The organism is uncultured Winogradskyella sp. (assembly GCF_947501905.1).
Taxonomy (GTDB): domain Bacteria; phylum Bacteroidota; class Bacteroidia; order Flavobacteriales; family Flavobacteriaceae; genus Winogradskyella.
On the sequence record NZ_CANMXL010000001.1, the window covers coordinates 332,936 to 345,655 of the forward strand.

Annotated in this window: 12 protein-coding genes; 6 read left to right on the forward strand and 6 right to left on the reverse strand. The window is 33.5% G+C overall.

What is annotated here, in order from left to right; all coding sequences use genetic code 11:
* Positions 1–51: 51 nt before the first annotated feature.
* Both pruA and Q0770_RS01650 read left to right on the forward strand, forming a co-directional pair.
* Positions 52–1,677, forward strand: coding sequence for an L-glutamate gamma-semialdehyde dehydrogenase (gene pruA, locus Q0770_RS01645; RefSeq protein ID WP_299113339.1), 1,626 nt, complete (start codon positions 52–54; stop codon positions 1,675–1,677).
* A 102-nt stretch (positions 1,678–1,779) separates the two neighbouring features.
* Positions 1,780–3,504, forward strand: a complete 1,725-nt coding sequence (locus Q0770_RS01650; RefSeq protein ID WP_299113341.1) for a T9SS type A sorting domain-containing protein — start codon at positions 1,780–1,782, stop codon at positions 3,502–3,504.
* 48 nt (positions 3,505–3,552) lie between these two features.
* Here Q0770_RS01650 and rsmG read toward each other — a convergent pair whose 3' ends face one another.
* On the reverse strand, positions 3,553–4,179 hold the full coding sequence (gene rsmG / locus Q0770_RS01655) for a 16S rRNA (guanine(527)-N(7))-methyltransferase RsmG (protein WP_299113343.1): 627 nt from the start codon (positions 4,177–4,179) through the stop codon (positions 3,553–3,555).
* 141 nt (positions 4,180–4,320) lie between these two features.
* Here rsmG and Q0770_RS01660 point away from each other — a divergent pair, with 141 nt between their 5' ends.
* Together Q0770_RS01660 and Q0770_RS01665 are read left to right on the forward strand one after the other, a co-directional pair.
* Positions 4,321–5,424: an acyl-CoA desaturase gene (locus Q0770_RS01660; protein WP_299113346.1), complete on the forward strand. Its 1,104-nt coding sequence runs from the start codon at positions 4,321–4,323 to the stop codon at positions 5,422–5,424.
* Positions 5,425–5,445: 21 nt separating this feature from the next.
* Positions 5,446–6,630 (forward strand): pyridoxal phosphate-dependent aminotransferase, encoded by a 1,185-nt coding sequence (locus Q0770_RS01665; protein WP_299113348.1) that lies wholly within the window; start codon positions 5,446–5,448, stop codon positions 6,628–6,630.
* Here the strand turns inward: Q0770_RS01665 and Q0770_RS01670 are convergent.
* The 4 genes from Q0770_RS01670 to trkA form a co-directional block, all read right to left on the reverse strand.
* The gene (locus Q0770_RS01670) at positions 6,627–6,911 is read right to left on the reverse strand and encodes a hypothetical protein (protein WP_299113350.1); all 285 of its coding nucleotides are present in this window, start codon (positions 6,909–6,911) and stop codon (positions 6,627–6,629) included. The genes Q0770_RS01665 and Q0770_RS01670 overlap by 4 nt on opposite strands.
* A 97-nt stretch (positions 6,912–7,008) precedes the next feature.
* The gene (locus Q0770_RS01675; protein WP_299113352.1) at positions 7,009–7,260 is read right to left on the reverse strand and encodes a hypothetical protein; all 252 of its coding nucleotides are present in this window, start codon (positions 7,258–7,260) and stop codon (positions 7,009–7,011) included.
* A 185-nt stretch (positions 7,261–7,445) separates the two neighbouring features.
* Entirely contained in the window at positions 7,446–8,939 is a 1,494-nt protein-coding gene (locus Q0770_RS01680) for a TrkH family potassium uptake protein (RefSeq protein WP_299113354.1), read from the reverse strand.
* A gap of 12 nt (positions 8,940–8,951) precedes the next feature.
* Entirely contained in the window at positions 8,952–10,301 is a 1,350-nt protein-coding gene (trkA, locus tag Q0770_RS01685) for a Trk system potassium transporter TrkA (RefSeq protein ID WP_299113358.1), read from the reverse strand.
* A 181-nt stretch (positions 10,302–10,482) separates the two neighbouring features.
* Here trkA and ubiE point away from each other — a divergent pair, with 181 nt between their 5' ends.
* Both ubiE and Q0770_RS01695 read left to right on the forward strand, forming a co-directional pair.
* Entirely contained in the window at positions 10,483–11,214 is a 732-nt protein-coding gene (gene ubiE, locus Q0770_RS01690) for a bifunctional demethylmenaquinone methyltransferase/2-methoxy-6-polyprenyl-1,4-benzoquinol methylase UbiE (protein ID WP_299113364.1), read from the forward strand.
* Position 11,215: 1 nt separating this feature from the next.
* The gene (locus Q0770_RS01695) at positions 11,216–11,929 is read left to right on the forward strand and encodes a porin family protein (protein WP_299113366.1); all 714 of its coding nucleotides are present in this window, start codon (positions 11,216–11,218) and stop codon (positions 11,927–11,929) included.
* Here Q0770_RS01695 and Q0770_RS01700 read toward each other — a convergent pair.
* Positions 11,922–12,650 carry an RNA methyltransferase gene (locus Q0770_RS01700; protein ID WP_299113367.1) on the reverse strand — a complete coding sequence of 243 codons (729 nt, stop codon included), beginning with the start codon at positions 12,648–12,650 and terminating at the stop codon, positions 11,922–11,924. The two genes, Q0770_RS01695 and Q0770_RS01700, sit on opposite strands and share 8 nt — an antisense overlap.
* Positions 12,651–12,720: the final 70 nt, after the last annotated feature.

Below are 12,720 nucleotides of genomic sequence, written 5' to 3' on the forward strand. Positions count from 1 at the left end.
TATTGTACCTTTGCACTTTCAAAAAAAATTAAATTTTAAAACATCATAACTATGGCAAACGGATTCTTTAATGTACCAGTAGCGGTAAATGAACCTGTAAAATCTTACGCTCCAGGATCTCCTGAACGTGAAGCTGTTGCTGCAGCTTACAAATCAATGTTTAACAGTAAAGTTGAAGTCCCATTATACATAAACGGAAAAGATGTAAAGACTGGTAATACTAGGACTATGTCTCCTCCACATGACCACCAACATATAGTTGGCGAATATCACCTAGCTGAAAAGTCTCATATAGATGATGCTATTTCAACAGCTTTAGAAGCACGTAAATCTTGGTCTCAAATGCCATGGGAACACCGTGCTGGCATCTTTTTAAAAGCTGCTGAATTAATTGCTGGTCCTTACCGTGCAAAGATTAATGCAGCTACAATGATAGCACAGTCAAAAACCATACACCAAGCAGAAATTGATGCTGCTTGTGAGTTTATTGATTTCTTACGTTTCAACGTACAGTTTATGACTGACATTTATATGGAGCAACCAGAAAGTACTAGCGATGCTTGGAACCGTGTTGAGTATCGTCCACTTGAAGGTTTTACATATGCTGTAACGCCTTTTAACTTTACAGCAATTGCGGGTAACTTGCCAGCTTGTATGGCTTTAATGGGCAATGTTGTTGTTTGGAAACCAAGCGACAGTCAAGTCTATTCGGCAAAAGTAATTATGGATGTTTTTAAAGAAGCTGGTGTACCAGATGGTGTAATCAATGTGGTTTTTGGTGACCCTGTTATGATTACAAATACTGTTTTAGCAAGTCCTGATTTCTCAGGGTTACACTTTACAGGTTCTACTTTTATATTTAAAGAATTGTGGAAGCAAATTGGAGAGAATATTCATAATTACAAAACCTATCCAAGAATAGTTGGAGAAACTGGCGGGAAAGATTTTATCATTGCTCACAAATCGGCTAACTCTAAGCAAGTAGCTACTGCTATTGCTCGTGGTGCTTTTGAATTCCAAGGACAAAAATGTAGTGCTGCATCTCGTGCTTATGTACCAAAAGGCATTTGGAGTGATGTAAAAAAATATTTATTAGAAGACATTAAGTCTTTTAAAATGGGCTCTCCAGAAGATATGAGCAATTTTATTACAGCAGTAATCCACGAAGGCTCTTTTGATAAATTGGCAAAATATATTGATGGTGCTAAAGCTGATAGTAATGCCGAAATTATTGCAGGTGGTAATTACGATAAATCTAAAGGTTACTTTATTGAGCCTACTGTTATTGTAGCTTCTGACCCAAAATATACGACGATGTGTACGGAGCTTTTTGGCCCAGTAATTACTATTTACGTATATGAAGATGACGCCTATTCTGAAACTTTAAAATTAGTTGACGAAACTAGTGAATATGCATTAACAGGTGCTATAATATCTACTGATAGATATGCAGTAGAAGAAGCAACCAAAGCTTTACAAAACTCTGCAGGAAACTTCTATATCAATGACAAACCAACTGGTGCTGTTGTTGGTCAACAGCCTTTTGGTGGTGCCAGAGCATCTGGAACAAACGATAAAGCCGGTAGTGCACAAAATTTATTACGCTGGGTATCGCCTAGATTAATAAAAGAGACATTCGTAACCCCTACTGATTATAGATATCCTTTCTTAGGATAACCTCTAAACATTATAATTTCAAAAAACCCTTTAGTATTTTCCCTAAAGGGTTTTTTGTTTTTAACTATCTTTATAAACCATTAATCAAGAACTATTTATCATATGAAAAAAATCTACATGTTATCCTTTTTATTATTTTCATTTTTAGGACTCTCACAAGTGACTCCGGTCACTATTACCTCTGATTTAACAGCAGACTTATCTGGCTATGCTGGAGCCACTGAATTTGCCGGACAAGCCGAATATTTTGTTTATCTAAGTACAGATGACATTTTGGATAGACCAATTTTTTTAATAGACGGATTTGACCCTGGTGATACGAGAAAAATTGATGCATTGTATGCTTCTTTGGATTATACAGGCAATCCTAGCTTTACCAATCTTGGTGATGAGTTACGAGCAGAAGGTTTTGATATTGTTGTGGTTAATTTCCCGACTTATATGAATTCTGGAGCAGATGTTGATGGCGGTGCGGATTTTATAGAAAGAAATGCACTAACATTAGTAGCGCTTATTGAAGATATAAATACTGAAAAAGCAATGGCAAGTTCGCCTGAACAAAATATAATTATCGGCCCAAGTATGGGTGGCTTAATTTCTAGATATGCTTTGAATTATATGGAAAACAACATGCTAGATGCCGATACTAGCTTATGGATTTCTTTAGATTCACCTCACTTAGGAGCCAATGTGCCTATTGGACTCCAGCATCAATTTAACTATCTAGCTAATAACAGTAATGCCCCTCAAGCAGATTTAGCACCAATTATAGATGGTGTGCTAAATTCTCCAGCTGCCAGGCAATTATTGGTAGATCATTTTGAAGCGCATCTTGATAGTTCTGGTGATGGCGTTACTTTTGATCCTTCATTAACATTACCAATACCTCATCCTTACAGAACACAATTTGAATCAAATATTAATGATTTAACAACATCTGGTTTTCCTGAAAATTCCAGAAGAATTGCAGTCGCAAATGGAAGCGGAATAGGCACACCGTATCTTGCAAAAGATGGCACAACAGAAGTAACCCCTGGTTTTGCCATAATACCTGACGATTTTAATGTAATGACTGATATAGTTGTACCTATTTTTGGCACTCTAACCTTGACCATTGATATAGATATTAACATGACTCCCGAAGACGGCACACCACAGCAAGTTAGTTTGTTCTCTACTTCTGTTTTAGGTTCTCCTATTACTTCAAGTGCTTCTTCGGGCACAACCAACTTTGACGGTGTAGATGCTGCTCCTGGAGGCTTATTTGATTTAAGTGATTTATCTGGAGATTTACCTATGGATGGACTAGCTAGTGATTTTTTAAATGCCTTGACAATAGACAAATTTAGTTTTATACCAACAGTGAGTGCATTAGCTCTAGAAATAACAGAAGAAACCGCTGATGATGACATCAATTGGTTTCACGATATAAATCTAACTTCAGGGCGAGCAACAACAAACAATACACCTTTTGATAATACGTTTTTACCAGATGACAACGAAGACCACGTTGAAATTACACCAGCAAACGCTGCTTTTGTCTTAGCAGAAATTAGAGGTATTGCATTGAGTACTAATAACAATAATATCAACTCATTTCAACTTGCGAAAAACCCAATATCAGATGCGCTTATTTTAAAATCTAATACTAATCAGAATGCTTCAATACAGATTATAGATTATTCTGGAAAATTGGTTTTAAGCAGAAACATGGACTTAGGAAATACAACTGAAATTCCTATAAACTTAAATTCAGGATTTTATATTTTGAATGTTAATGGCGAAAATGGAGCAAAATTCACAACGAAGTTTATTGTAAATAAATAGATTCCACAATCTTCTATAATAAAAAAGAGCTCCGAAATGGAGCTCTTTCTATTTATGTTTTAGCGGTAAATACACCACTTTTTTAGTTTCAAAAAAGTTTTCTCTAAAATAATCTGTTAGCGGAAATTGTTTCACAGTAGTATACTGCTTTAATTCTTCAGATAAATCTCCGCCTTTTAGATAAAGAATACCATTTTTAAATGTATTCTTTTGTTCTTTCTTTATTTTTCCTTTTACCCATTTTGTAAATTCTGGCATCGCCGTTACTGCACGACTTACTATAAAATCATATTGTTCGTCTATAGCCTCTACTCTACTATGAGTAGTTCTTATATTCTCAAGATTTAATGCTTCCGCAACACCATTAATCACTTTTAATTTTTTATTAATACTATCTACTAAATGAAATTGGCATTCAGGAAAAAGTATAGCCAAAGGCACCCCAGGAAATCCACCACCAGTACCAACATCTAACACGGAAGAACCATCTGCAAAAGGCATCACTTTTGCAATAGCTAAAGAATGAAGTACATGTCTTAAATACAGTTCATCTATATCTTTACGAGAGATAACATTTATCTTAGAATTCCAATCTTTGTACAAAGGTAGTAAGGCTTCAAATTGCTCTATTTGATGAGCTGTTAGATTAGGAAAGTATTCTAATATGAGTTCCATTATATAGTTTTGGCAAAAATAGTTAATTTTAAAGTTGATAATTTAACATCAAGTTGTTAATCCGGTATATTAATTAATTATCTTTGCCCTTTCTATACTTAACCCATCTTTGATGCGTTAAGTTTTAAATTTAGAATACTTATGAATACCCAAAAAGCGCTTACTTTCTCCCGAAAAGATTCTGCAAAATTTTTCAGAACTCTTAACAAACGTGTAAACGACTACTTTAAAGAAAACAACATTAAACGTACTGGAAACTATAAACTATGGATTAAGACCATTGTTATGTTTGCTCTGTTTATAACACCTTACTTTTTATTGCTAACCTTAAATATCCCTACTTGGGCACAACTTTTACTTACCGTAGTTATGGGTATAGGCATGGCTGGTGTTGGTATGAATGTTATGCACGATGGTAACCATGGTTCATATTCTAATAGAGAATGGATTAACCGTTTAATGGGAAGTAGTATTTATATTCTAGCAGGAAACGTATATAACTGGAAAGTACAACATAATGTATTACACCACACGTATACTAATATTCATGGGCATGATGAAGACTTAGAAGCTGGACGTATTTTACGTTTTTCTGAACATGCAAAATGGCATAAACACCACAAGTTTCAGCATTACTATTCTATTTTGCTATATGGATTATTGACCATTAATTGGGCAATAACCACTGATTTTCAGCAGATGTATCGTTACATGAAACGTAAACTTTCATATGGAAAACTACCAAATCCAGTTGTAAATTGGAGTAAGCTTGTTATCTCAAAGTTAATTTACGTAAGTATGTGGATTGTCATTCCAATTGTTTTAACTGACTTAGCATGGTATAAGGTTTTAATTGGGTTTTTGTTAATGCATTATGTTGCTGGATTAATTTTAAGTATTGTTTTTCAATTAGCACACGTTATGGATGAAGCTGAAATGCCAATGCCAGAGAAAGATGGTACTATGAAAAATACATGGGCTATCCACCAATTAAAAACTACAGTCAATTTTGGTGCTAAAAGCTGGTTTATAAACTGGTATACTGGCGGCCTGAATCATCAGGTTGAGCATCACATTTTTCCTAATATCAGCCATGTACATTATGGGAAAATTGCTAAAATTGTTAAGGACACAGCTAAAGAGTTTAACTTACCATATAAAGAGTATAAGACCACAAGAAAAGCTATTGCAGCACATTTTAGGTTTTTGAAGGAAATGGGAATGAAACCAGCAATACAAGCATAAACTATACACAACCAACTACGCATGAACCAACTTTCGGATAGAATTAATAGTCTATCGACCTCAGCTACTTTAGCAATGGCTGCTAAAGCAAGGGAATTAAGAGAAGAAGGAAAAGATATTATAGGCCTTAGTTTAGGCGAACCAGATTTTGACACTCCAGATTTTATAAAAGAAGCTGCTAAACAAGCAATTGACGACAACTATAATAGCTACACGCCTGTTGATGGTTATGCAGAACTCAAGGACGCCATCATTACAAAATTTAAGCGTGATAATCAATTAGATTACAATCGCCAACAAATTGTTGTTTCTACAGGAGCCAAACAGTCTTTGTTTAATATTGCTTCAGTGATGCTTAATGATGGAGACGAAGTTATTTTACCATGTCCATATTGGGTAAGTTATAGCGATATTGTAAAACTTAATGGTGGTGTACCTATCGAAGTCAAAACATCAATCGATAACGATTTTAAAATGACTCCTGAGCAGTTAGAAGCTGCTATTACACCAAAAACCAAAATGATTTGGTATAGTTCTCCTTGTAATCCAAGTGGCTCTGTATATAGTAAAAAAGAACTTAGAGCATTAGCAGATGTACTACAAAAATATCCTAATATTTATGTGGTTTCTGATGAAATCTATGAACATATCAACTTTGTTGGTGGACATTGTAGTATAGCTCAATTTGAAGATATGTTTGAAAGAACTATAACTGTAAATGGCGTATCCAAAGCTTTTGCAATGACTGGATGGCGTATAGGTTATATTGGTGCCCCAACAACTATTGCTAGAGCTTGTAATAAAATCCAAGGTCAAGTAACTAGTGGCGCCAATTGTATTGCACAGCGCGCAGTAATTTCTGCATTAGAAGCCACTCCAGACAACGTACAATATATGATTGATGAGTTTAAAGAACGTCGTCAATTGATATTAGGTTTACTTAGAGAAATTGATGGATTTTCATGTAATGAACCAGAAGGTGCATTCTATGTCTTCCCAGATATTTCCGCTTATTTTGGAAAAACCATTAAAGGACAAACTATAAATAATGCTTCAGAATTTGCCATGTATCTTTTAGAAAACGCTAATGTAGCGACTGTTACAGGTGACGCTTTTGGTAACCCAAATTGTATTCGTATTTCATATGCGGCATCTCAAGAGCAAATTATTGAAGCTGTAAAGCGAATTAAAGACGCTTTAAGCTAGTATGTAAGTAATTCAATAATTCCATCAGAAGAGTAAAGAAACGTAAGCAAAAGTCCAAAAAATAAAATCACAGTTAGTACTATAATCTTTAGCATTCTACTTTTATGCTCTTCTTTTAATCGTCTGCTAATATCTTTAAGTTGTTTTGCATTTGCTTTAGGTAAATTATATTCTGTCTTTTCATTTCTATTATACCCACCCAATCTATTCTTAAACCTATCTCGGTTTGGCATTTGCTTTCTGTTATTATTTAAGGAAGTATTCATTGCTTGGATAGACATAACTATAAGTTTTAAAAGTTTGAAAATGACATAAAAAAAGATGCTTCTTACATTACAATAAAAAGCATCTTAGATAATTAAAATATGTAGCCTTGGTTTAAAACATAATAGAAAGTACTGTTACAAATACTGATAGTTTTAATACCACTCCAATAGCTTGTACATTATTGAATTGCTTAAATTTTAGACACTGTCTCATCCCGAAAACTGATGGCTTTGAAGAATTGATGAAGTTCTGTTGTACCGCAGCTTTGTAATTTGAGTTTAACAAATGTTCGTTTGCGTATACAAACGTTTCTCTGGGTTCGGGTAATGGTTCTGTTTCAATTGTGTTTAATACTAATTCCATGATTGATAAAAATTAAATGGTTATGCTAATAAGACGTTGGTTGATTAAAAATGTTACAGCATATTCAGTCATAAACGTTTAAAAACCAACACTCAATATCCGGGAATATTAGTATTTATATAGGCTAGAATAAAATTGATTTTTTTTGAAAAAAGTTGAAAATTTCTTCTTTTTCAGAATAAAATTTAGCGATTTCTCCAGAAAAAAGGTGTCAATAAAATGAGTACAGTAAACAGTTCTAAACGACCTAAAAGCATTAAAAAAGATGCCCACCATTTTCCTAAAGGTGGCAAAGCCGCATAATTATTTACTGGTCCAAATTCTCCTAAAGCCGGACCTACATTACCTAAACTTGAAGCAGACAAACCAATAGCAGAAGTAAAATCTATTTGAAACATTGAAAAGACTAAAGCTCCAAATATAAAGAGCAACATATAAGAGATAAAGAAACCGAGAATATTAAAAACAATATCACCAGATACCGATTTTTGATTGTAACGTACTGGCAAAATTGCATTAGGGTGTAAAGCTCTTCTAAACTCTAAAAAGCCATTTTTAATTAATAATAGATGCCTAACAACCTTAATACCCCCCGAAGTACTACCTGCAGAACCTCCTAAAAACATCAATCCAAAAAAGAATACAGTTAAAAATGGCGTCCACATGGTATAGTCTGCAGTAACAAAGCCTGTAGTTGTTACGATAGCCAATACTTGGAAAAATCCATGCCGTATTGAACTTTCAAACTCTCCTAATACCATAGGATGTGCAATTGAAGACTGAGAAACATCAGCTTTAAAATAGATAACAACAGCTACAATTATGGCAAATATAAATATTAACCTGAAGTATAATTTAAACTCATCATCCCTAATGATTTTCTGGACTTTCCCCTTAAATGCAAAATAACTTAACACAAAATTTGTACCAGCCAAAAACATAAAGCTCATTATAATATATTGTATTGCAGGATTATCATTCCAATGCGCTATACTATCATTCTTTGTAGAAAAACCGCCAGTAGATAATGTACTTAATGCATGATTAATAGCATCAAAGAAAGACATTCCTGCCACCTGAAGCAATATGGTTTCTGCCGCCGTATACCCAAAGTATATAAGCCATAAACGCTTAGCTGTATCTGTAATTCTTGGATGTAGCTTATCTCCTCCTGGACCCGGAGCTTCAGCTGCAAACAACTGCATACCTCCTATACCTAAAAGTGGTAATATGGCAATTGCTAATACAATAATTCCCATACCACCAATCCAATGGGTCATGCTTCGCCAAAAAAGAACACCTTTAGGGATAATCTCAATATCGTTTAGTATACTAGCTCCTGTGGTAGTATAACCAGACATGGTTTCGAAAAAAGCATTTGTAAAAGATGGAATGGCTTCAGTAATCATATAGGGTAAAGAGCCAGACAGAGACATTACAATCCATCCTAAAGTTACTACAATGTAACCCTCGCGTTTATTCATTTCCTTGCGATGATTACGAGTATTATACATCACAAAAACACCCACTAAAAGAACTGTAAAACCTGATAACAAAAGCTCTAATGTAACTCCATCTTTATAGATTAAGCTTATTAATGTAGCTATAAGTATAAAGCCACCATTAAATAACAGTAATAATCCCAAAAAATGGAAAATGATTTTGTAATTAAGTTTCATTTTTGCCATAGACTATGCAAAAAACTTTTCTACTTCGGCGATTGAGCGTGGCAAACAACAAACAACAACTCTATCACCAGCTTCAATAATAAAGCTTCCTAAAGGAATAAGACCTTCACCATTTCTAATAACACCACCAAAAATTGCCGACCTTGGAAAATCTAAGTCTTTAATTTTATTATTTGTAATCTTAGAGTTTGGTTTAACCACAAACTCTAAAAGTTCGGCATTCATATTGGTTAATTTGGTCATAGCCACAACTTCACCTTTTCGTATATATCTAAATATGGTATTAGCTGCTAAAAGTTTTTTATTAATTAATGTGTCAATACCTATAGATTGCGATAATTGATAATAATCCATGTTTTCAACCAAAGCAATAGTTTTCTTAACACCTTTAGACTTCGCTAAAAGACAAGACATAATATTGGTTTCAGAATTCCCTGTTACAGAAATAAAGGCATCCATTTGTGATATACTTTCTTCTTCTAAAATATCTACATTTCTTCCATCGCCACATATAACAAGTGCATTTGGCAGCTCATCTGCTAAGTCTTCAGCAATATCCTTTTTACCCTCAATAAGTTTAACATTAAACTTACTCTTACATAAATCTTGGGCGGTTTTATAGCCAATTTTACTTCCGCCTAAAATCATAACATCTTTAATACCTACCTTTACTTTTCCTGAGAGTTCAAACAATTCTTCATCACCACCTTTAGACGTTACAAAAACTACTTTATCGCCTTCTTTAAAAATAGTATCTCCTCTAGGAATTATAGTATACTGTGTTCCGTAACGTTGGATTGCAATTGGAATAAAATGCAATTCTGAATACAATTCTGCAGCTTCCTTAACAGTTTTACCAACAAAAGTAGCAGTACGAGATAATCGAAGCCCTAACATGGTTAGTTTACCATCTTCAAACTCATAAGTATCGTTAAATCCATATTGGTTAAGTAGTAATTCTATTTCTGAAGCTGCGAGAGACTCTGGCGAAATTAATTCGTCTATACCAAATTTTGAAAACCCTAATTCTTCTTTATTATCAATAAATTCAGTATTAGATATACGCGCAATCGTACGTTTTGCGCCTAACTGCTTCGCTAATACACATGCCGTAATATTAGTAGTCTCTGAAGAAGTTACCGCAATAAAAAGTTCAGAATTTTCAATACGCCCTTCTTTTAAAGTTGTAATAGAAGTAGCATCTCCTTTTATGGTTTTTATATCAAGATTTTCGCCTGCATAAGTAAGACTATCTTTTTTATTATCTATAAGCGTAATTTCTTGAGACTCGTAAGACAACAGTTTTGCCAAATGGAATCCGACTTCTCCAGCACCAGCAATAATAATTTTCATTAATGTTTATTTGAAAATAACGTACAAATATAGTTATATCTTATAAGTACTTAAAGTTTGAATGTTAAGAATTTGCTCTAACAACTAGCAAGTGAAGACTTCTGTATAATTAAAATCTTCTTATAATCTGCAACTTTAGTTACACTTATATCTTCTTAGTATATTTGCAAAAATTTTTTTGATGTCAAAAAGTGTAAAGCCATATAAAGACAGTGAGCTTGATAAGAAAGAACAAGTTACCAAAATGTTTGATACCATTTCTAAGGAATATGATGGATTAAACAGAGTTATTTCACTTGGAATCGACGTAAAATGGCGTAATAAAGTTGTGCAAATTGTTTCTGATACATCACCAGAAAACATCCTAGATATTGCTACTGGTACAGGCGACTTAGCTATAAACCTTACTAAAACATCAGCCAAAGAAATTATTGGTTTAGATATCAGTGATGGTATGCTCGAAGTAGGGCGGCAAAAAATTAGAGCAAAAGAATTAGATAGCATCATACAAATGATCATTGGTGATTCTGAAAACTTACCCTTTGAAGACAATACTTTTGACGCCATTACAGTTGCGTTTGGTGTAAGAAACTTTATGAATCTAGAAAAAGGGCTTTCAGAGATACTTCGAGTGCTCAAACCAAACGGTATTTTTGTGATTCTTGAAACATCAGTACCAACAAAAACGCCATACAAACAAGGTTATAAATTGTATTCTAAATTTATTTTACCTACTATTGGCAAAGTTTTTTCTAAAGACAGAAGTGCTTATAAATATTTAAGTGAATCCGCCTCTGTTTTCCCTTTTGGCGAAGAACTAAACAATATTTTGAGACAAATTGGGTTTATTAATGTCAAAGACAAACCACAAACGTTTGGTGTAGCTACAATCTATACCGCATCTAAAGCTTAATATGAAGAAATTAATTATTCTTTTTGCTGTTTTACTAAGCTGTAACAGTAGCTTTGCTCAATTATTCTCTAAAGAAAAAGTGGCAAATCTTCAGACTATGGATAAAAAAGTATTGTCTTGGGGATATTTTTTAGGATTTAATAGTTATGATTTTAAGTTTGAGTATGAGGAGAATCTTGATGATATTCTTGTGGATGCAACTACTGGATTCCAAGTAGGCTTAACAGGTGATTTAAGAATTAACAATCATTTAAATTTACGTTTTGAGCCGGGTGTATATTTCAGCACTCGTACTTTAAGGTACAATGAGAGCTATTTTGATGGCCAAGAATTTAACCCATCTGATTTATTAAGAGAAGTTAAATCCACATACATACACTTACCATTACTATTAAAGTTTTCTACAAATCGTATCAACAATTTTAGACCATTTATTGTAGGTGGCGTTTCTACAGCTTTAAACTTAGCTAGTAATGAAGAAAACCCTAGCGACAATAGTGGTGGTCAGTTTAGAATGACTAGTAATAACTACTTTTATGAAATAGGGTTTGGTGTTGATTTATACTTATTGTACTTCAAGTTTACACCATCAATTAGAGGTGTTTTTGCAATTAATGACGAAGTTGTTAGAGATATTGACCCAAATAGTCCTTGGACAGGAAATATTACCTCTATGAAAACACGAGGTATCTTTATCAATTTTACCTTTAGATAATTTTTCGTTTAAATTCGCTTAAGCAAATTGCAGTAGCGGTTGCAACATTAAGACTTTCAGTAGCTTTAAGATTTCCAAATCTTGGTATCCCTAAGTGTTTTGTTACTTTATTTTCAATTGTCTTAGAGATTCCATTGGCTTCATTCCCTAAAACCAAAACTCCTCTTTCTGGTAAATCTGCTTTATAGATATTTTCGCCTTCCATAAAAGTGCCAAAAATTTCATTCTCCGAATTAAAAAGAAAAGTATCTAACTCTACATAGCTAACATTAACACGAGTTAAGGAGCCCATTGTTGCTTGTACAACTTTAGAGTTAAAACAATCTACAGTGGCTTTACTACAAACTAAATCATTAATACCAAACCAATCACACAGTCTAATAATAGTTCCTAAATTTCCTGGATCACGGACATCGTCTAAAGCAACAATAAGTCTAGAATTATCAATAACCTTACTTTTAGGAATTTCAAAAACTCCGACTGCCATATTTGGGGTTTTTAACTGAGTAATTTTTTTTAAATCCGAATCTGTTACTAATGTCATTTTAGAGTCATCAACATCAAAAACATTTTCTAAACTGTATATTTGATTTAAGCTAAACGAAGAATTTACAAACTCGGAAATCCCTTTTATACCTTCCACCGTAAATAAACCGTGTTGACTCCTAAATTTTTTTTGGGATAAACTTTTAATTAATTTTATCTGATTCTTTGATAACATTAAAATGTCTTTACATTTGTTAGTAACATAAGAGATGACAAATTAATACTTTTTTGGACTAATATTTGCA